The sequence below is a fragment of the Alteromonas macleodii ATCC 27126 genome (genome assembly GCF_000172635.2).
GTDB lineage: Bacteria > Pseudomonadota > Gammaproteobacteria > Enterobacterales > Alteromonadaceae > Alteromonas > Alteromonas macleodii.
Window position 1 is genome coordinate 2,942,277 of sequence record NC_018632.1, and the last position, 21,649, is coordinate 2,963,925.

The following is a 21,649-nucleotide window of genomic DNA, read 5'->3' on the forward strand; positions in this document are numbered from 1 at the left end:
TACTAATCGCCGCCGCTTCTGAAATGCCTGGGTCGCATGCCCAGCACCACCATGGTTGTCACGAACAGTATGACCGACAGCGATATGGTTATTCCTACTTCTAACATTTGGGCGGAAAGAGACAAATCAAAGAAACCTAAGCCTTGATCGCGATAATAAATAAGCCCGCCCATGGCTGCACTTGCAATAACTACACGGGCAATAAACAAAACCGATGTGCGGCTTAACGCAAACACGCCTTGGCGATGCAGCGTTATATAGAGCAAAGCGGCATTAAGCGTAGCTGACATACTGGTAGCAACAGCAAGCCCTACATAACCAAACGGAATCGCTAATATAAGGTTAAACACCATGTTTGCGACCATACACCAAATACCAAATTTCACTGGCGTCTTGGTGTCTTGGCGGGAGTAAAACCCTGGCGCGAGAATTTTTACCAGCATAAAGCTGAGCAAGCCAAACGAGTACGCGGTAAGCGAGTAAGACGCCATAATGGCGGTTTCTGCGGTAAACGCGCCCCGCTGAAAAATAACGGTCAGAATAGGCCTTGCCATCACGCCAAGTCCCACTGCAGCAGGTATGCCTAATAAACACACCATGCGAAACGCCCAATCGATATTCGCAGCAAACGCTTTGGGGTTATTACTGACATGGTTTCGGGATAGCGTAGGTAAAATGACTGTTGCGATGGCAATACCAAACAACCCTAGGGGAAATTCAAGCAGCCTGTCTGAATAGTATAACCAGCTAATAGAACCGGTAACTAAAAAGCTGGCGATGAAAGTATCAAACAACAAATTGATTTGCCCTACTGACACACCGAATAAGGCAGGGATCATCAGGGTGCGTACTTTTACCACGTTTTCGTCATGCCAGCCCCACTTTGGCTTTACCAAGAGCCCTGCCCTGAACAAAAACGGTAGTTGAAACAAGAACTGTACAATACCACCGATAAACACGCCCCACGCTAGCGCGTAAGCGGGTTGATTAAGCGTAGGAGCTAAGTATATAGCGCATGCAATAATGCACACGTTAAGTAAAACAGGGGTGAAGGCAGCAACCGCAAACTTATTTAGCGTATTGAGTATCGCCCCTGCCAACCCAGTCAGAGAGATAAACGCTAAATAAGGAAAGGTAATTTTCAACATGGTCGACGCAAGCACAAACTTATCTCCTGCCTCGTCCCCTTCGAGCCACGCCACAAACCAGCCTGTACCAAATAACGCCGCCAAAACAGGTGATGCTATTACCCCTATGATAGAAACTACAAAAACAATAGCGCCCAACGTACCGCTGACTTTTGCAACGAACTCTCTGAGTTGCTTTTTATCGTCGTTCTCGTGGACTTCGGTTAATACCGGAATAAACGCTTGTGCAAATGCACCTTCAGCGAATAGACGACGAAGAAAATTAGGAATTTTGTTAGCAAAGAAAAATACGTCAGCGGCTGCTCCATCGCCCAAAAGCTTGGCAACAACAACATCACGTACCAAGCCTAATACTCGCGAGACCAAGGTCATAATACTGACGATAAGACCAGATTTTATTAACTTCCGTGACACGTCACACTTCCAATAAGAGGTAAAGAATAGGCTGAATAGCATCAGCCATTTGAAAGATAGTCAAAGGCGTTTGCTAAGCGTAAAGCGGCAACGCTAGGTTGCAAGCGAGCCATAATAACCAAAGGCTATCGCAGGCGAAACGATTTCTTCAAAATAGTTGTGCATCTTTAACAACTTTCTTGTTATAATCCGCGCCCGGTATGGGGTGCTGTCGTTTATGCATGTCTATCGCTGAAATGTCTTGAAAGAATATCACTACGAATCTCTTTCAAAAAATGTCGCAGAGAAATGTCGCAAAGAATGTGCAACGTGTTGAGCATACTTTGTGTTCAATAGCTTGCGCGTTTTAACGCGGAACGATTTAAGTTTTAAATCGTTTGACATTTGGGCGTTTGGTAGGCACAATCCGCACCCTCGTTTTTGACATGAATTTATTTTGGGAGTTACACCTTGGCTAACATTAAGTCTGCTAAGAAGCGTGCAATCCAAGCCGAAAAGCGTCGTCAGCACAACGCTAGCCGTCGTTCAATGACTCGTACAAGCATCAAGAAAGTTATCGCTGCAATTGCAAGCGGTGACAAAGAAGCGGCACAAGCTGCACTTACTGCTGCTACTCCAGTACTTGACAGAATGGCTACTAAAGGCTTGATTCACAAGAACAAAGCTGCTCGTCATAAGAGCCGTCTAGCTGCACAAATCAAAGCACTAGGTTAATCTTTACGATTAGTAGTTAAAAAAGCGCCCTTCGGCGCTTTTTTTGTATCTGTAATCGACGCTAATTAGCATGGGTTACTGATTCCAAATTTAGACTTAAAGGCATAAAGCCCACCACTAGGCGAGCTTTGTCACTAGATAAAAAGTCTTTGCGGTGTGTTCCTCCCCCAGCTATCCACTTATCAGCTCATCTTCCTTATTGAGCTTGCCGGTGCAATACGCATGATCCAGTGAAGGATGGCCCACGGCCAGCTTGGTACAAACGCATTCGCTTTTTCCTTGTTGATTGCATTGACCATCGCGCGACAGCCCACATCTGTATCAACAATAAACGGTACTTTTTCCACCTTTTCGTTTATTTCGCTGCGAATAAAACCGGGGTGAATACAGGTGACGTTAATTGGCGTATTCATTACATCCATTCGAATGCCTTCAGTCATAGATGTAAGGCCCGCTTTCGTTGCTGCGTATACGGTCATGGCGCGTCTAAAACCGCGCACAGCACTGATGGACGAAATCGTCACAAGATGACCACTATTTTGCGCCCTAAAGATAGCCATTGCCGCTTCACATTGTGCTAGCGCCGACACAAAGTTAGTCACCGCCGTTTGCTTGTTAGCGTGAAAATACCCCGTACCAATCGACGCGCCTTTGCCCATTCCTGCGTTCACAATAACTCTATCAAGAGTTCCCATGTCATCTTTGAATGCGTCAAACACTTCAAACACCGCATCGTGATCATTGACATCCAGCGAGCGAATATACACGTCAATGTTTGGGTTAATTGAATGCAATTCGTCTTTCAATTTTTCTAAATTCTCAAAGCGTCTTGCGCATAGGGCTAGGTTACAACCCTGTTTGGCAAACTCAATCGCCATTCCCTTGCCTAGGCCTGAACTCGCGCCTGTGATCAGAATATTGCGTCTTGTTGTCATTATCGTTTTCCTGATGCTTTTATGGCCTTATTACAACGCCACATTAAATAATGAATGAAGATCCAAAAGTTTTTAAACGCTGGATTATTGGTTTGCTTGTGGTGGTATCGATAGTAAATTTGCTGGGCAATACCGGCTAAACGGAAAAGCCCGTATACCTCGTAAAAGGTAAAATCATCTACATCTATTTCCATCTCTTTGCAGTAGTACGCAACCACCTGCTTTCGAGTTAGCATACCGGGTAAGTGAGTAGGCTGGCGGCGCGTTGATTGGGCCAAAAAGTCATCATCCGGTTGTACCCAATACGCCAAGGTATTACCCAAGTCCATAAGCGGGTCGCCTAAGGTCGCCAGTTCCCAGTCCAACACACCGATAATTTGCGTATAGTTATCTGGCTTTAACACCACGTTGTCAAATCGGAAGTCATTGTGGGTAATACAAATGCGTTCATTAGCGGGCATGTGGTTTTCTAGCCAGCGCATTATTTTTTTACCCGAGGGGACATTCCAGGTTTTTGCTTTACTATAGCGTTCGCTCCACCCACTTATTTGGCGTTCTATGTAGCCAGCACCTTTACCTAAGTGCTCAAGCCCCGCTTTCTTATAATCCACTTTATGAAGCTCGATTAAGCTATCAAGTACATTAGTGCAGAGCTGTTTGCTTTGCTGCTCAGACGTGTTTAAGCCTTTGGGTAAGTTCTTACGTGGTATCACGCCGGTAAACTTCTCCATTACGTAAAACTCTGTGCCTATAACGCTCTCGTCTTCACAAAGTCCAAGCATCTCTGGCACATAGCGATAAACAGGCTTTAACGCATGCTGTAATCGAAACTCCCGCCCCATATCGTGAGCCCCATTGGCTTTAGTACCTGCTGGTGCCCGACGCAAAATCAACGACGTTTGCTCGCTCTGGTTTTGTTTACTGCCTTGATAGTCCAAGCAGTACGTCCAATTAGACGCGCCCCCAGAATACTGGGTGACTTGAGGAAAGCTATCGCTACTTTGTATCGTGGCCTTCAATGATGGACTCGAGGCACTAATATTTTCTTTAAGCCAATTGTGTACAGCGCTGACGTCTAGCTCTTCGCCTGCACGTACGCTGTCAGCTTTATCTACGACCTGTTGTTGCATATCTCATTCTTCTTGTAATTCTGTTTCAAAGGGCCTATTCAAAGTGCTAACTCACAATCTTTGGCTAGAAGATACTTCTGTTTGTGCCTGTACAAGAGCAGCTCGACAATTATCTTCAGATAGCTTGGCGACAAACATACGTGAGCCCGATTCCGTTTTGCCTAAGTTTGCTCTAATTTTGCTTTAACTTTGCTTTTCCATTGCACGCTTCATCATCTTCGTTTGATTGAGCATATTTTTGATATAGCGCTGGGTTGGCAGCAGCTTCTTTAACAGGAAAGCGCGTTTACCCAGTTTATGGGTAAGAATAAGAAACTGCTTTTTGTCGACTTGCTGAAATATGGACTCAGCCACGTCTTCTTTCGTCATGTCTGCTTTGGCAAAGAACTTATTGAGCATCTTGTGCGACGCTGGGTTGCTGCTTCGCATCGACTCATCTAAATTCGTTTTGAAGAAGCTTGGACAAACTACACTAACGTCAATATTGTCAGGTGCTAATTCCAACTTCATGGTTTCAGAAAACGACACGACTGCAGCTTTAACCGCGTTATAACTTCCCATATAAGGAATAGGCGTTAGCCCCGCTTGCGATGCAATATTAATGAAATAGCCACCGCCTTGCTCTCGCATTAACGGTAAGAGTGCACGACTGACTCTCACCATGCCTAACACATTAATATCAAACACCCACTGCCACTGCTCAATGCTCTCATCTAAAAGGCTGCCACCAGAAGCAACACCCGCATTGTTAAATACAGTGTCAACACCGCCCCAGCGAGTTTCCAAGGTGTTCGCTAACGTTTGAACATCATTTTCAGAGGTTATATCGCAATGGATGTAAAACGCATTGGCACCTTGGGCGGATAGCGTATTTACTGTTTCGTCGCCTCTTTCTTGGTTAATATCGGCAATGCAAATATCTACCCCCTCGTCTTTGCCTGCCCACTTTTCCGCCCACTTAAGGGCAATGGCCTGACCTAAGCCGGTAGCGCCACCGGTAATCAATACGCGCATGATGTGTTTCCTAACTGTTCTTGTTTCATTTTTCTTGTATCGGCGTTTATGTTTAGTTGCGCTTTATTGTGTTAAGCGCTAATCAGTACTTCACTATTCTCTCTAATTGACCGCCTTATCAATCCAATCAAACTGATTCCGTCTTTTGCAGTGACACTGATGGCTGTTCGTTACGCATTTTTCGTTTTGCCCACAGGGCCAATAGTGCGGGCCCGATGTACATTGCTACGCCATATACACCAGGTGCAATCGCGTAATCAGGCGCATCTAAAAAGGTAATACATATCAGCATTGCAAGCGCCGCGTTTTGCACGCCTATTTCAATGGCCAGCGTGAGCGAGTCTTTAAATGCTAGGTTTGAAAGCTTAGCAACCCCGAGCCCTAACAATACCGATGATAAATTTAACGTTAAGCAAACCAAAAACGCGCTTTCAAAGGACGCGGCTAAATTGTTTCTTTCTGAAACCAGCACGCCCACAATCATAAGCAACATGAAGTACATAGAAAACTGCCGGAAGAAGCTTTCAGTTTTAGTAGCAAACCTGCTGTTAAAGCGACGAATGGTCATGCCTAAAATGACCGGTACAATTGATATACCAACCAGCCCAATCACTGTTTGAATAATAGAAAAGTCTGGCGCGTTTTCTTTTACAAAGTAATCAAGAGCAAATTGAATGATAAAGGGCGTTGAGAAAACGCAAGCGATGGTAGAAATAGCGGTTAAGCTTACTGAAAGGGCCAGATTTGCTTTTGCGATGTGGCTGATTAAATTACTGGTCGTGCCGCCTGGGCATGCCGCTAAAACCATGACACCAACCGCAATATAATCGGGTAGACCAAAAACAAAGCACAGTCCTAGCGCCAACATAGGCAGCAATATAATTTGCCCTATAAAACCCGTTATTACTGCTTTAGGTGCTTTAAGTAGTCGGGCAAAGTCTGCAAGGGTTAGCGTTAGCCCCATGCCAAACATAACAAATGCCAACGCTAGAGGTAACAACACCTCGGTAAGTACAGATGCCTGCATGCACACGCCCCTTACAAAAGAAGCCTCTATAAAAGAAACCTTTTATTAACATTTAAGCCAGTGTACCCTGTTTAATAATAAATAAAAATGATGCCTTATTATGGAAACCCATAAATGATATGCATGGAAAATTAGACCTAAATTTGTTTGTTGTGCTGCGCGCGGTCTACGATCAGGGCAGCATTACGAAAGCCGCCAACGCACTGCATATTACTCAACCTGCGGTGAGTCACGCCTTAGGTCGTCTACGAGAGAAATTTGATGATCCGCTGTTTATTCGTCATGGACGACAAGTCGTGCCTACCCCATTTTGCCAAGGCATTATTGCATCGGTTGTGAAATCAATCGAAACCCTTGAAAGTACGTTAAAAGGTAAAGTGGGCTTTGATATAAGTGATAAACCCCGTCAGGTGAACCTTGGCTTAAGAGATGTTTTAGAATCTATATTTTTTCCCGTGCTTATTCCTGAGCTTGTTAAACATACTCCCAATATCACGGTGAATAGTAGACAGGTTACCTGGCCCGAGCTTGCTCCCGCGTTAGCCGCTAAAGAGCTTGATATCGTAATTGACGCGTTAGTTCCCACCAGCCGTGACATTCGTTCACAGTTTATCTGCGAAGAAACGTTTGTCGTGGTATGCGCGCCTAGCAATAGCTACGTAGATAACCAGAGTATCAAGAGCTACTCAGTTGCACAGCATGCGCTTGTATCTTTAAAAGACTCTAAATTAGATACGGTAGATCTAGCCCTTGCTCAGCACAATTTACATCGCAACATCGCATTGCAGTGTGAACACTACTTTGCCGCCGTTAACGTAGTTAGCCAATGCGATCTTTTGCTGACCATGCCAACGCGATTCGTCCAACAATTCAGTAATAAATTCGATATCGAAATTCTGCCCCTTCCATTTGACGTCCCCCCACTCCCCGTACACATGTACTGGCACAAACACGCCGATGAAGACTTAGTGAATGTATGGATGCGGGATAGGCTTTTAGACGTGGCGAATAAGTTGGGGTTATAGCGCGTATTTGTGTTGCTGTAACACAATGGTCAAGCAAGCGTCACGGTAGTGTCAATTTGCAAACCTATAGTGACGATCCAAGGCATCGCTTTGGGAAACCGCTATGAAAAAGACACACTATCGAACACTTTGGCTTTCAGATATCCATTTGGGTAATCGCGACTGCAAAGCTGAATACTTACTTTCCTTTCTGGATAGCATAACCGTAGACACCCTCTATTTGGTGGGTGATATTGTTGATATGTGGCAAATGTCCAAACAATTTCGCTGGCCAAAGGCGCACAATCAAGTCATGCATAAATTCATGCAAATGAGTCAGGAAGGCACCCGTGTGGTGTACCTGCCCGGAAACCACGATGAGCCAATTCAGTCTTATTCGGGTATGGCCTTCGGTGACATAGAAATAGAGCGAGAGTTGGTTCACACCACAGCACAAGGGAAGCGTTATTTAGTCTTACATGGCGATCAGTTCGATGGCGATGTGACTATGGGCAAATTCCATGCGTGGATTGGCGATAAAGGTTACGACCTTTTGCTTTTTCTAAATAGAGAGTTTAATCGCCTACGCGCGTGGCGCAAGCGAGCATACTGGTCACTTGCGGGCTATATTAAAAAACACATTAAGGGAGCGAATGAAGCCATCGCCCGTTATCGAGAAGCATGCTGCAGGCGCGCCGATGAAATGGGGCTCGACGGTGTTGTGTGTGGCCATATTCATCACCCTGAAAGCAGCTTTGAAAACGGCATTCACTATATCAATGATGGGGACTGGATAGAAAATTGCAGTGCACTGTCCGAAGACGTGAACGGTAACTTATCTCTTATTCATTACCTTGATTCATTAGAGTCAGCCACCGTAACACCAATTACAACCAAAACCTCTCGCTCAGAAGCAGCATAGCTGGCATTACGCAAATGGGGCTGTAACGGCCCCTGACTTTTGCTATTCACCAAGCAACAGGTGAATTCCAAACCCATCCATCAAGGTTAGGGCCTGCTGACCTGTGCCTCATATCATAGGTTAACAGGTCATAGTTACAACTTTTTAACACTGTCAAATAACTGCCATGAAACTGTGTGAAAAGCGTCACATTGCCCTGCTATTGTTCGCCAAAACCGGAAGAGAAACAGGTTCTATGTTTACTGTAAACGACGTACTGAACAAGCATTACCCTCAAGTAGCAAATAACCCCATTCTATTTAAATCGCTGTCTTTCGTTTTAAGGCACCTTCTTCACGAACGTGAAATTACCGAATTTGGCGAAACCTATCCACATTACGAAGATATCGATTTCGTAGAGCAAGTGCTTGAATATTTTAATATCAGCTACTCCACGCGCGATGTAGAAAAAGAGCGCATTCCAAGTGAAGGTAGAGTGGTGATTATTGCTAACCATCCGATTGGCTCACTCGACGCACTTGCGCTTATAAAGCTGGTTAGTGAAGTACGTCACGACTTGAAAGTGGTCGCCAATGAAATGCTTATGGCCATTGAACCGCTTCACGATATGCTGTTACCTGTAAACAATATGCAGGGAGGCACACCAAAACAGCATTTATCGGCAATTCAAAAACACCTTAACAGCGACGGCGCCATATTGATTTTTCCTGCCGGTGAAGTTTCTCGATTACGCCCGCAAGGTGTTCGCGACACCAGATGGCACACAGGTTTTTTACGCATTGCAAAGCAAGCAAAAGCACCGATATTGCCGGTTTATATAGACGCGAAAAATAGCCCGCTTTTTTACGGCGTGTCCATGGTGTACAAACCATTAGCCACCGCGCTGCTCGTCAAAGAGATGTTCAAACAGCGTAAGAAGCATTTACCTATGCGCATTGGCGAACTTATTCCATTTGAAGCGTACCAGCAAACCAATATACCGTTAAAAGAGCAGGTAAAGCTGTTTAAGCGCCATCTGTATCGCATTGGCAGTAACAAGAAAGGCGTATTTGAAACCCAGGCTTCTATTGCCATGCCAGAAGACAGAAAAGAACTGGCCCGCGCTATGCGAGACTGCGAACATTTAGGTGAAACTGGCGACGGAAAATCTATTTACCTATACCAACACAAAAGCTGTTCACCGATTATGCGAGAGATTGGCCGCCTGCGCGAAGTGGCGTTTCGAGCCGTGGGCGAAGGTACTAACAAGCGTAGAGACATCGATCAGTACGACTCCCACTATTATCACCTTGTACTTTGGGATGACAACGATTTAGAAATTGTGGGTGCCTACCGCTTTGGCGATGCTGAGCTTTTGACAGCGCCAGACCACCCTACCGGACTCTACTCTGCGACCTTATTTAATTACGGTAAGGACAACGATAAACTCTTCAAAGAAGGCTTAGAGCTAGGGCGAAGCTTTGTCCAGCCTCGCTATTGGGGAAAGCGTAGTTTAGATTATTTGTGGTTTGGTATCGGGGCATTTTTAAGCCGCTACCCAAAGTATCGCTATCTGTTTGGTGCGGTGTCACTCAGTAATGCCTACCCTGAACCCGCTAAAGATTTATTGGTACAATTCTATTCCACGTACTTCCCTGCCAAGTTTGGCGAAGCGACCTGCAAGCGACCTTATCAAATGGCGAACGACGCGTTACATCAATTTACAGGTAACGATTACAAGGCAGAATTTACGCAGCTAAAGCATTTACTGGCTAACATGGGCGTAAACGTACCAACGCTGTATAAGCAGTATTCTGAAGTGGCTAAAGAAGGCGGGGTGGCATTTTTAGGCTTTAATGTCGACCCAGATTTTAACGACTGTATCGACGGACTGGTGGTGGTTGATATGCAAACACTTACTGAGAAAAAGCGCAAACGCTATCTAACCGATATTCAGCTTAAAGCCACAGCCTAAGCGAAGAGGGAGCTTCTGACAAACGCTCCCTTTCTCATTCTACGGCCTTCCGCTTTACTGAAAATTTCAGAAGTCGTTATCGCTCGCCAACATACTTAAGAATGTCGGTATAAATATCTTCAAGAGTGAGTAAATCAGACACATGAATGTGTTCGTTTATTTGGTGAATGGTGGTGTTTGGCACACCCACTTCAACCACTTGTGTGTGCTCACTAGCAAAAAAACGCCCGTCAGAAGTACCACCGGATGTACTGATAACAGGGTAACGCCCTGTAGCGCCCTTTATCGCTTTTTCTACGCAGGCAATTAAGCAATGCTCCGCATTACTCTTAGGCTTGCTCAAGTAAGCTTCACAGGGTCTTGAAAAGCTAACTTTGGCTTCTGTATCAATGCTATTGATAATACTGCGCAGCAATACCGATAAACTGTTTTGATTAAACTGCCACGAATATCTGACATTAAACTCTATACGAACAGCACTAGGCACTATGTTATCTGTGAAGCTTCCCGTGTCCATGTGTGTTATTTGAAGCGTAGTACCAGGGAAATCATCACTCCCCTTGTCAAATGGGTACTGTGTTAGCGCATTAATCACGTTACTCGCTTTGTGGATAGCATTTACCGCTGTCTTTGGATAAGCCACGTGACCTTGCTTTCCTGCAATATGGATAGTGCCGGAAAGTGAGCCCCTGCGGCCAATCTTAATTGTATCGCCGGTTGATGCAGATGCAGAAGGTTCACCGACTAGGCACATATCAAGCTGGACATTTTTAGATGCCAAATATTCAGCTATCCATTTAGAGCCCCACTCCGCCTCCCCTTCTTCATCACTGGTGATTAGCCACCAGAAAGAGACCTTTTCCTTATCTAACGAGGCAATGGTTCGCTCTGTGGCCGCTAGCATGGCTGCGATGCCTGTTTTCATATCGGCAGCTCCACGTCCATATAATTTATTTTTGCTAATTACGGGACTAAAAGGCGGTGACTTCCACTTATCAAGAGGACCTGGGGGCACTACATCAGTATGGCCGCTAAATGCAAAGTGATTCGGGCCCTGCCCCCACCTTGCGACGAGGTTGCTCACACCATTAATTGTGTATTTTTCACAAAAGAAACCGAGTTTTTCGAGCTTGTATATCAGGTAACTTTGGCAACCAGCGTCCTGCGGGGTAATCGACGCTCTTGCCATAAGCACTTCGGCAAAATAAATACTGCGAGCTGGCGCTATGGAAGGTAAAGGCTGAATTGACATGCATAAGAAACCTTTATGAAACGTGAGTCTATTACACAAATGTAAAGTGACACGGCAATAACAGATTTACGACAATGCCATGACAGCGGACAAAGTAACCTGAAGCTAAAAATAATAAAGGGTGATAACAAGGAAGGCGACAATGGGTGAGTTGGCGACTAGGACTGGCTCGTTAAGATTTGTCTAAATCAACGCGCGTTGTTATAACTAGAACATAACTTAAAGAAAGGCATTACTGTGTTAAAAATCATTGTTTTAATACCCCTTATTTTGTCACTACTCTGGTTTGGCTATTTACAAGCCAACAAATACACTCTGGAGCAAGGCAAGCAAGGGTTTCTGTACATATTCGTGTTATCTGGTGTTATTGCGGCATTTTATACACTGATGCTGTTCTTAACGAACTAACGCACTTCAAACAAACACCCAATCACTGTGTTGTATAAAAAAAGCCAGCATCTATGAAAGAGGCTGGCTTTTTAGTAATTACCGGTGTCACTGCTAGTCGCAGCGACAACTTTTACGCAGCAGTGCTTATAGCGTCTGTGAGATAGTCACTTCTGCATTTGCGCGAAGCGCATCAATATATTGTTGATAAACGCGCTGGCCTTGTACCTGAGCAAGGCGCTGCTTCAGGCTTTCACCCAACTCATTCTCAAGCTCTGGTGCTGCGTTAACGTTTTCAAGCATAACAACAGCAACGTCACCGTTTACCGTTGTTGCAACATCAACTTTATCTTCGCCTTCAAGGGCAAGAGAGAAAAGCGTGTCAACGAGTGCACGTGCAAGTGTACCGCCCGCTCTCGGAACAGCAGCTGCTGTCTCCCAAGACACAGACTTTTCAGCTAGCTCGCTTTCAACGCTTTCTCCAGCACGCACTTTTTGTGCGATATCAAACGCCCAAGCTTCTGCAGCTTCTTTCGACTTTTCTGCCTTAACAGAGGCTTCGATGCCTTCGCGTACTTCTTCAAGAGATTGAGTACGCTGAGGCTGATGCTCAATAACACGCGCAACAACAACGGTTTCGTCGTCTAGTTCTATAATATCGCTATTAAGCCCTTCATCAATAAGTTCAGAAGAGAAAGCAACGTCCAGTAAACCAGGGAAGCTTAGATCAGCAGGTGCGGTGTTGCGACTAAATACCACTGACTCTTGCACAGGCAAATCAACCGCGTTCGCTGCATCTTCTAGCGTATCAGGTACTTCAAACGCAATTTCAGCTAACGTATTTTGAAGCTCAAAGTACTTTTCCATAGCCGCGTCATAAAGAAGCGTATCGCGAATCTCACCCGCTACTTCATCGAAAGATTTAACTTGTGCTTCTTTTAAGTCTGTTAACTTGATGATGTGAAAACCAAACTCGGTTTCAACTACGTCGGATACATCGCCAACATTTTGTAAAGCAAAAGCTGCTTCATCAAACGCTGGGTCCATCATTTCTGGTGTAATGAAGTCTAAGTCACCACCGTTTTCGGCAGAGAATGTGTCATCAGAGTCTGCTTCTGCAAGAGCCGCAAAGTCTGCACCGTTGTCGAGTTCTGCTTTTAATGATTCTGCTTTTGCTTTCGCTGCATCGGCATCATCGCCCGCTTCGATAAGAATATGAGAAACACGGCGCTCTTCTTCTTTGCCGTAGCTTCCCAGGTTATTTTCGTAGTACGTGCGAACCGCTTCTTCATCAACCGAAACGCGATCTTTCAAGTCATCGACACTTAACTTAACGTAAGCAAGTTTAACCTGCTCGTCAGTATCGAAAGAGGCGATGTTGTTATTATAAAAAGCTTCAACATCCGCATCTGTCACTTCGATTGAGCCGGCAAACTCATCAGAGCTCACTAGCACGTATTTCGCATCACGAGTTTGGCGCTGTAGCGCATTCGCTTGCTGTACTTCACCGTCCAACGCAAATGAAGAATTCGTTAGCGCTGCAGCCAACTGGTTTTGTGTCATTTGAACGCGCAGATAATCGCGGAAATCGGCTACTTGAAAACCGTTTTGACGAAGAATGGCTTGGAAACGTTCGTTATCGAACTGACCACCAAACTGGAATTCAGGCATTTGTGTTATGGTTTCGCGAATTTGTTTATCACTTACGCGCAATCCCATGTCCGTCGCTTGTTGCTGAATTAATTTTTCAGCAATAAGTCTGTCCAGTACATTTCTTCTGAAATCTGCGAGGTATTGCTCACTAGAGAAAAGCTGTGCGATGCTTTCGCCGTATTGAGACTCCATTTGTGCACGCTGATTCTGATATGCACGCTCTAGTTCTTGTGCCGAAATTTCTTCGCCATTAACAGTAGCTACTGCAGTAGTACCTGATGATGTTAGGTAGCTACCTACACCTGCGAATACGAAACTTAAAACGATAAGCGCGATAATCGCCATCGCCCATGGGCCTTGAGAACCTTCTCTGATTCTTTCTAGCATGATTGTTCTTCAACTCCGTTGCTTACTACAGTTACCTCAAACCATCACAAATCCGTGAGTGCGAGATAAAATAAGCGCTGATTATAACCCAATGCTGCCGAATATAAACGACCAAAACGCACTATTTGTACTGTCTTTCGTTAAGTTCGTGCATTGCGAGGATATGTATAAAACTTACCAAGCCTCGAAGGGTTATTTCTACTCTTAAAATATTGGGGTCAGAGTCATTACTCTCACCCCAATATTGAATTCTTTGTTTTAGAAATAAAAAAGGCGATGGACTAGCCATCGCCTTTTTCTATAATTTTTGTGCTTAGTTACAAGCGTCTTTCAGTGCTTTACCAGCTTTGAAAGATGGAACTTTCGCTGCTGAAATCTGAATAGTCTCACCAGTTTGTGGGTTGCGGCCACTGCGAGCTGAACGTTCGCGAACTGAGAAAGTACCAAAGCCTACTAGTGCAACTTGGTCGCCGTCTTTAAGCGCCGCAGTTACTGAGTCAGTGAATGCGTCAAGAGCGCGGCCAGCAGCTGCTTTAGAAATGTCTGCACCAGCAGCGATTTGGTCGATAAGTTGAGACTTGTTCACAATTATGATCCCCTTCGATTGTTATTATACTGTTTGTCCAAAACGATTTTGCTTGAACGTTATAGCAAGCTTGATTGTTAACATCAAGCTTCAGTCACAAATAATTAACTTTATTAATGAATCGCTGCAATCCCTTTTGTGGCAAGGCTTCAAGCGAATACCACTTAAAGGTAACACAACTTTTGCGACTTGAAAGCCCTAATTTTAAAAAAATCAGGTTTTCTTTCGCTCAATGCACATTTTTTGTTCAATTATTGCAATTTTATAGCAAAAAAACGGCTACACGCCTTTAAAAACAAAGGATTGTAGCCAGTCGATTAAGTTATTTTTTAACCACCTTGACGCTTTCTACAGGTTCCTGCAGTGCAATATCAAGAACTTCATCAATCCACTTAACCGGATGGATTGATAAATCTTTCTTCACGTTGTCTGGAATTTCTTCCAAATCACGCTCGTTATCTTTTGGAATAACGACAGTTTTAATGCCGCCTCGATGCGCAGCTAATAGTTTTTCTTTAAGTCCACCAATAGCAAGCACCTCACCACGTAGGGTGATTTCACCGGTCATAGCTACATCGCACTTCACAGGGTTACCCGTAAGTGACGAGACAAGTGCAGTGCACATAGCAATACCTGCGCTAGGGCCATCTTTCGGCGTAGCACCTTCAGGTACGTGCACGTGAATATCACGTTTCTCGTAGAAGTCATCGTTTATGCGAAGCTTTTCTGCACGACTTCTTACCACCGTCATAGCAGCCTTAATAGACTCTTGCATGACATCACCTAACGAACCCGTTGATGTCATTTTGCCTTTGCCCGGAACCGACGTTGTTTCAATGGTCAGTAAGTCACCACCTACCTGCGTCCAAGCAAGTCCTGTAACTTGGCCAATTTGATTATCTTTGTCCGCTTTACCGTAGTCAAAGCGCTGAACGCCAAGATAGTCCTTAAGGTTATCCTGAGTTACTACTACTTTGTCTTTGCTCTTCTTAAGCAAAATATCTTTCACGGCTTTACGGCATACCTTCGATACTTCGCGCTCTAAGCTACGAACCCCGGCTTCACGGGTATAGTATCGAATCATACCGATAACGGCAGAATCGGTAATTTCCAACTCCTTCGCTTTAAGCCCATTGCGTTCCATTTGCTTACCAATTAAATGGTTCTTTGCAATGTTGAGTTTTTCATCTTCTGTGTAGCCAGATAGACGAATCACTTCCATACGGTCAAGTAATGGGCCTGGAATATTCATGCTATTAGAGGTGGCTACGAACATAACGTCTGACAGGTCGTAGTCGACTTCCAGATAATGATCACTAAAGCTATTGTTTTGCTCTGGATCTAGTACTTCAAGCAGCGCTGACGCAGGGTCGCCTCGCATATCTGATGACATCTTATCGATTTCATCAAGTAAGAAGAGCGGGTTTTTAACCCCTACTTTCGCCATTTTTTGAACTAGCTTACCTGGCAATGAACCAATGTAGGTACGACGGTGACCACGGATTTCAGCTTCGTCACGTACGCCACCTAGTGCCATACGCACATATTTGCGACCTGTCGCTTTAGCTATCGACTGGCCTAATGAAGTTTTACCTACACCTGGAGGACCAACAAGACACAGAATTGGGCCTTTTAGCTTCTTAACACGCTGCTGAACGGCTAAATACTCAAGAATGCGCTCTTTCACTTTCTCAAGGCCGTAGTGGTCTTCGTTAAGCACACCTTCTGCGCGGGAAAGATCTTTCTTAACCGGCGAGCGCTTGTTCCACGGCACGTTAGTCAACCATTCAATGTAGCTTCGAAGCACGGTAGCTTCTGCAGACATTGGTGACATCATCTTAAGCTTTTGAAGTTCAGCTTTCGCTTTATCTTCCGCTTCTTTAGGCATTTTAGCGTCGGCTATCTTTTTAGATAACGCTTCAAATTCGTCAGGTGCGTCATCCAGTTCACCCAACTCTTTCTGAATGGCCTTCATCTGCTCGTTCAAATAGTACTCGCGCTGGCTCTTTTCCATTTGCTTTTTAACGCGGGTACGAATTTTCTTTTCGACCTGCAGCAAATCAATTTCGCCTTCCATCAGCGCCATCAGATATTCAAGACGCTCATTGACGCCCTGCATCTCTAACACTTTTTGCTTTTCAGTAAGCTTAAGAGGCATATGTGCAGCCATGGTGTCGGCTAAACGAGGCGCATCTTCAATGCCATTTAGTGATGTCAGTACTTCTGGTGGAATTTTTTTGTTTAGCTTTACGTAGCCTTCAAACTGAGAAACCGCAGAGCGAATAAGCACTTCTTGTTCACTCTCATCAATCTCTTCATCAGTTTGTTTGTCTACATTAGCAACAAAGAACGGCTCTGATTGCTTATAGCTTTCAATTTCACCGCGTACACTACCTTCTACCAGCACTTTAACCGTACCGTCGGGTAGCTTTAGAAGTTGTAGGATAGTAGCAATAGTACCGACGGTATAGATGTCGTCCGCTTCAGGCTCATCTACGCCAGCGTCTTTTTGTGCTACTAGAAAAATTTGTTTGTCATTATCCATTGCCGCTTCTAGACAACGAATTGATTTCTCACGCCCAACAAATAGGGGTATGACCATATGCGGGTAAACAACCACGTCCCGCAAGGCAAGCACAGGAATTTCAATGCGATTTTCACGCTCAACTGTCATACTTGTTCTCAATTAGTTTGAAATGTCATTTTTATATGGGGATGCAAGAGCAAAGTTCAATCGAAACTTATTAAAGTGCGTTAATTCCTTAACCTTACCTTCCCTGCTCTAGGGCCTGTTGACCTTAGTATAACCATTATCGATTTTGCCTCGAATGGCAATACTAAACGCAAAAATCTAGTAGAAAGGATAGCGAGATTTGTTTTAACCGCTCAAAAATCACCCACTTTCAAGGTATACCCTTTGGTTAAACGTAGATCAGATTAGACAGCGAAGTCTGAAACTTTGGCTGTTAAAAACAAAAAAAGGCCCTAAAGGGCCTTTTTTCACAAAACCAGCATCTATTCAGAGGCGGCTTTCTTTTCGTTGCTGTCGTAAATCAAGATAGGTTTTGATTCACCGCGAATAACGGTTTCATCAATAACAACTTTGCTCACGTCTTCCATTGAAGGAAGGTCATACATAGTATCAAGCAAAACCGCTTCAACGATTGAGCGAAGACCACGTGCGCCTGTTTTGCGATCCATTGCCTTTTTAGCAATAGCATTAAGTGCATCGTCACGGAACTCTAGCTCTACATCTTCCATCGAGAACAATGCACCATATTGCTTGGTGATTGCATTCTTAGGCTCGCGTAGAATTTGAATTAGTGCTTCTTCATTCAACTCTTCAAGGCTTGTTACTACCGGTAGACGTCCAATGAACTCTGGAATCAACCCATATTTCACTAAGTCTTCAGGCTCAACTTGCTTAAACAGTTCACTGATTTGTTTGCTGTTGTCTTTCGACTTAACCGTAGCACCAAATCCAATACCCGTGTCTTTTTGTGCGCGTTGCTCAATAACTTTATCAAGACCAGCAAACGCACCACCACAGATGAACAATATCTTAGAGGTATCAACCTGCAGGAATTCCTGCTGTGGGTGCTTACGTCCACCTTGCGGAGGAACAGACGCAACCGTACCCTCAATCAACTTTAGAAGCGCCTGCTGTACACCTTCACCCGAAACGTCACGAGTGATAGATGGGTTGTCTGACTTACGAGAAATCTTATCAATTTCATCGATGTAAACAATTCCGCGCTGCGCTTTCTCTACGTCGTAGTCGCACTTCTGCAGTAACTTCTGGATGATGTTCTCAACGTCTTCGCCCACGTAGCCAGCTTCAGTTAGCGTGGTTGCGTCAGCCATGGTGAACGGAACATCAAGCAGGCGCGCTAGGGTTTCCGCTAGCAGCGTTTTACCACTACCGGTAGGTCCTATTAGCAAAATATTACTTTTGCCAAGTTCTACGCCTTCGTGAACGTCGCCATTGCGCAAGCGCTTGTAGTGGTTATATACCGCTACTGATAACACCTTCTTTGCATGTTCTTGCCCGATAACGTAATCGTCTAAGTGAGCATGAATTTCACTTGGTTTAGGTAAAGCGTCCTGCTTTTGCTTAGGCGCGATTTCCTTAATTTCTTCGCGAATGATATCGTTACATAACTCAACACACTCGTCGCAAATGAATACCGACGGGCCTGCTATTAACTTTCTTACTTCGTGTTGGCTTTTGCCACAAAACGAACAGTACAGTAGCTTATTATCACCGTCACCGCTTTGCTTATCACTCATTACTTTTGCCTCTGCCTTGCCTGAGCCGAAAACCAAAACGTGCTATGCACTGGCTCAGGTCTACTATAACTATACTACTTAGTTGCGGCTACGTCAGATCGATTTGCTAAAACTTGGTCAACAAGGCCATATTCTTTTGCCTCAGTTGCACTCAAGAAGTTATCACGGTCTGTGTCACGCGCGACTTTTTCATAGTCTTGACCAGTATGGTCCGCCATAAGGCGATTCAATTTCTCTTTAATAGACAGAATTTCTTTCGCGTGTATTTCAAAATCAGATGCCTGACCTTGGAAGCCACCAAGCGGTTGGTGAATCATTACGCGCGAGTTAGGTAGACAGTAGCGCTTACCTTTTGCTCCTGCAGATAGTAGAAATGCGCCCATGCTTGCAGCTTGGCCCATACATACTGTACTCACGTCTGGCTTGATAAACTTCATCGTATCGTAAATTGCCATGCCAGCAGTTACCGAACCGCCTGGTGAGTTAATGTATAAGAAAATATCTTTCTCTGGGTTTTCAGCTTCTAAGAACAACATTTGAGCAACGATGAGGTTGGCCATGTGATCTTCAACTTGTCCTACCAAGAAAATTACGTTTTCTTTCAATAGGCGAGAATAAATGTCGTATGAGCGCTCACCTTTAGAGGTTTGCTCAACAACCATAGGAACAAGTGCATTCATTGGGTCAAACGGGGTATTAGTCATAGCTACCTTGATTATCTAGCGTTAAAAACAAAAATGCTCGGAAGGCTCCGAGCATTTAAGCAGTTGCTGACAAGTAATGTCAATCAGACAGTAAAAAATTACGCCTGTTTGTTCATAACCTCGTCAAAAGCTTTAGTTACTTCGGTAACTTTTGCTTGCTCAAGAACCCACTCAATAGCTTGTTCTTCTAGTGCAACGTTCTGCATTTGTTGCATAAGCTCTTGGTTGTTGTTGTAGTAATCAACAACTTCTTGCGGATCTTCATACGCTGAAGCAGCAGTTTCGATCATCTCGTTAACTTTAGCTTCGTCTGCTTTAAGTTCGTTCTGCTTGATCACTTCACCTAGAAGAAGACCAATAGATACGCGACGTTTAGCGTTGTCAGTAAACAATTCAGCAGGTAGGTCTGGAAGGTTCTGACCACCGCCTTGCTGGCTGAAACGTTGTTTAGCTTGCTCGCGAAGTGCGTTCACTTCTTGATCGATAAGCGCTTGAGGAATATCAATCTCGTTAGCTTCAACTAGCTTAGCAATAACGTCTTCTTTAACTTGCGCTTTTAGCGTTTGATTTAGTTCACGCTGCATGTTCTTACGAACTTCTGCTTTAAGCGCGTCAACTCCGCCTTCTTCAACACCGAATAGTTTAGCAAACTCTTCGTCAACTTTTGGAAGGTTTAGGCCTTCTACTTTCTTAACGGTAGTTTGGAAAACTGCATCTTTACCTTTTAGGTTTTCTGCGTGGTAGTCTTCAGGGAAAGTTACTTCGATAGTCACTTCTTCACCCGCTTTCGCGCCAACAAGTGGCTTTTCGAAACCAGGGATCATGCGATCTTTACCTAGCTCAAGAGCGAAGTCTTCTGCTTTACCACCTTCAAACTCTTCACCGTCGATAGAACCAACGAAGTCGATGATAACTTTGTCGTCTTTCTTCGCTTTACGCTTAACTTCTTTCCAAGTTGCGTGCTGCTTCTGAAGTGTTTCCATCATGTTATCTAGATCTTCGTCAGTAATTTCTACTACTGGCTTTTCGATTTCGATATCGCTAACACCTTTCACTTCTACTTCTGGGTAAACTTCGAAAGATGCTGTGAATTCTAGGTCCTGACCGTCTTCGTCTTTAGTCAGTTCAAACTTCGGCATACCAGCAGGCTGAATTTTTTCTTGAATCACTGCTTGGTAGAAGTTTTGCTGCATAACATCGCCAGCAACTTCTTGGCGAACAGCTTGGCCGAAACGCTTTTTGATTACGTTTACAGGAACTTTACCTGGACGGAAGCCGTTGATGCGTTGTGTTTTCGCCAATTGCTGTAGACGTGACTTAACTGCTGAATCAACCGTGTCAGCTGGAACGGTGATAGTAAGACGGCGTTCTAAACCCTGGGTCGTCTCGACTGAAACTTGCATTATGTTACCTCAACTATACGCCTTTACAGGCGTTTTGTTCTCAATCCCCTCTCCCGTCATGCAAGAGTTGCATATCACTCCGGGGTAGAGGTCGTTATTCGACGTTTATAAAATCAAAGTTAGGACACGAAATTGTGTCAAAAAGCCAACCTGAAACAAACGTACTGGTTAAAAAAAGACGCGGTAGTATACAGCCGCATACCACAAGAGTCGAGAGGCAAACACAAGTTTGTAACAACCATTTGAACGCATTTTGACCAAATAGCGAAACTAATAGCCTAAATAGCGAAAAAGACAGAATTTATGCGAATTTATTGAGCAATGAATAGAGAGGAGAGAAAGATAATGGTCGGTGAGACAGGATTTGAACCTGCGACCATCCGGGGCTCTACCAACTGAGCTACGCCCACCATAGGGTGTGTTTGCAATTTACACGCTTTATTTTAGCAGTGTAAATACGAAAATTCAGCCTTGCTATCAGGACCTACCTGACTCGCATGGCGCGCCCGGCAGGATTCGAACCTGCGACCCACGGCTTAGAAGGCCGTTGCTCTATCCAGCTGAGCTACGGGCGCTTGGCGAATCTTCGCTGCAAAAAGTGGTCGGTGAGACAGGATTTGAACCTGCGACCCCTTGTACCCAAAACAAGTGCGCTACCAAGCTGCGCCACTCACCGACTGTCGTACCGACCTTAAAGGCACTGGAACCTAAATCCAGCGTGTCTA

General features: G+C 44.6%; 16 protein-coding genes and 2 tRNA genes. 4 read left to right on the top strand and 14 right to left on the bottom strand.

All coding sequences use genetic code 11. The features are described from left to right. Positions 1 to 2 precede the first annotated feature (2 nt). Positions 3 to 1,562, bottom strand: a complete 1,560-nt coding sequence (murJ, locus tag MASE_RS12620) for a murein biosynthesis integral membrane protein MurJ (protein ID WP_014950133.1) — start codon at positions 1,560 to 1,562, stop codon at positions 3 to 5. A 450-nt stretch (positions 1,563 to 2,012) separates the two neighbouring features. Here murJ and rpsT point away from each other — a divergent pair, with 450 nt between their 5' ends. Next, on the top strand, positions 2,013 to 2,276 hold the full coding sequence (gene rpsT / locus MASE_RS12625; protein WP_014950134.1) for a 30S ribosomal protein S20: 264 nt from the start codon (positions 2,013 to 2,015) through the stop codon (positions 2,274 to 2,276). A 182-nt stretch (positions 2,277 to 2,458) separates the two neighbouring features. On the opposite strand, the gene MASE_RS12630 is transcribed toward rpsT, so the two are convergent. The 4 genes from MASE_RS12630 to MASE_RS12645 form a co-directional block, all read right to left on the bottom strand. Next, positions 2,459 to 3,211 (bottom strand): SDR family oxidoreductase, encoded by a 753-nt coding sequence (locus MASE_RS12630; protein ID WP_014950135.1) that lies wholly within the window; start codon positions 3,209 to 3,211, stop codon positions 2,459 to 2,461. Then, complete coding sequence (locus MASE_RS12635) at positions 3,211 to 4,341, bottom strand: phosphotransferase family protein (RefSeq protein WP_014950136.1); 1,131 nt, start codon at positions 4,339 to 4,341, stop codon at positions 3,211 to 3,213. The genes MASE_RS12630 and MASE_RS12635 overlap by 1 nt, the downstream gene beginning before the upstream one ends. A 183-nt stretch (positions 4,342 to 4,524) precedes the next feature. Then, positions 4,525 to 5,355: an SDR family oxidoreductase gene (locus tag MASE_RS12640; protein ID WP_014950137.1), complete on the bottom strand. Its 831-nt coding sequence runs from the start codon at positions 5,353 to 5,355 to the stop codon at positions 4,525 to 4,527. A 127-nt stretch (positions 5,356 to 5,482) separates the two neighbouring features. Further along, entirely contained in the window at positions 5,483 to 6,382 is a 900-nt protein-coding gene (locus MASE_RS12645) for a bile acid:sodium symporter family protein (protein ID WP_014950138.1), read from the bottom strand. 119 nt (positions 6,383 to 6,501) lie between these two features. Between MASE_RS12645 and MASE_RS12650 the strand changes: the two genes are divergently transcribed. The 3 genes from MASE_RS12650 to olsF all read left to right on the top strand — a co-directional run bounded on the left by MASE_RS12650 (position 6,502) and on the right by olsF (position 10,262). Further along, a complete protein-coding gene (locus MASE_RS12650) occupies positions 6,502 to 7,407 on the top strand; it encodes a LysR family transcriptional regulator (RefSeq protein WP_014950139.1) in 906 nt (301 codons plus the stop codon). A gap of 103 nt (positions 7,408 to 7,510) precedes the next feature. Continuing rightward, a complete protein-coding gene (locus tag MASE_RS12655) occupies positions 7,511 to 8,308 on the top strand; it encodes a UDP-2,3-diacylglucosamine diphosphatase (RefSeq protein WP_014950140.1) in 798 nt (265 codons plus the stop codon). Positions 8,309 to 8,543: 235 nt separating this feature from the next. Further along, positions 8,544 to 10,262, top strand: a complete 1,719-nt coding sequence (gene olsF / locus MASE_RS12660; RefSeq protein WP_041693804.1) for a bifunctional ornithine lipid synthase OlsF — start codon at positions 8,544 to 8,546, stop codon at positions 10,260 to 10,262. 76 nt (positions 10,263 to 10,338) lie between these two features. On the opposite strand, the gene dapE is transcribed toward olsF, so the two are convergent. From dapE to MASE_RS12710, 9 genes are all read right to left on the bottom strand, one after another. Next, complete coding sequence (gene dapE, locus MASE_RS12665; protein ID WP_014950142.1) at positions 10,339 to 11,514, bottom strand: succinyl-diaminopimelate desuccinylase; 1,176 nt, start codon at positions 11,512 to 11,514, stop codon at positions 10,339 to 10,341. 534 nt (positions 11,515 to 12,048) lie between these two features. Next, the gene (locus MASE_RS12675) at positions 12,049 to 13,941 is read right to left on the bottom strand and encodes a SurA N-terminal domain-containing protein (protein WP_014950144.1); all 1,893 of its coding nucleotides are present in this window, start codon (positions 13,939 to 13,941) and stop codon (positions 12,049 to 12,051) included. A gap of 313 nt (positions 13,942 to 14,254) precedes the next feature. Further along, positions 14,255 to 14,527 (bottom strand): nucleoid-associated protein HU-beta, encoded by a 273-nt coding sequence (hupB, locus tag MASE_RS12680; protein WP_012518978.1) that lies wholly within the window; start codon positions 14,525 to 14,527, stop codon positions 14,255 to 14,257. A 322-nt stretch (positions 14,528 to 14,849) separates the two neighbouring features. After that, positions 14,850 to 17,201: an endopeptidase La gene (lon, locus tag MASE_RS12685; protein ID WP_014950145.1), complete on the bottom strand. Its 2,352-nt coding sequence runs from the start codon at positions 17,199 to 17,201 to the stop codon at positions 14,850 to 14,852. A gap of 341 nt (positions 17,202 to 17,542) precedes the next feature. Then, positions 17,543 to 18,817, bottom strand: coding sequence for an ATP-dependent protease ATP-binding subunit ClpX (gene clpX, locus MASE_RS12690; RefSeq protein WP_014950146.1), 1,275 nt, complete (start codon positions 18,815 to 18,817; stop codon positions 17,543 to 17,545). A gap of 74 nt (positions 18,818 to 18,891) precedes the next feature. Then, on the bottom strand, positions 18,892 to 19,521 hold the full coding sequence (gene clpP, locus MASE_RS12695; protein ID WP_014950147.1) for an ATP-dependent Clp endopeptidase proteolytic subunit ClpP: 630 nt from the start codon (positions 19,519 to 19,521) through the stop codon (positions 18,892 to 18,894). Positions 19,522 to 19,619: 98 nt separating this feature from the next. Continuing rightward, positions 19,620 to 20,924, bottom strand: coding sequence for a trigger factor (gene tig / locus MASE_RS12700; protein WP_014950148.1), 1,305 nt, complete (start codon positions 20,922 to 20,924; stop codon positions 19,620 to 19,622). A gap of 498 nt (positions 20,925 to 21,422) precedes the next feature. Then, positions 21,423 to 21,499, bottom strand: a tRNA-Arg gene (locus MASE_RS12705). Between the two features lie 24 nt (positions 21,500 to 21,523). After that, positions 21,524 to 21,600: transfer RNA gene (locus MASE_RS12710), tRNA-Pro, on the bottom strand. Between the last annotated feature and the right edge of the window lie 49 nt (positions 21,601 to 21,649).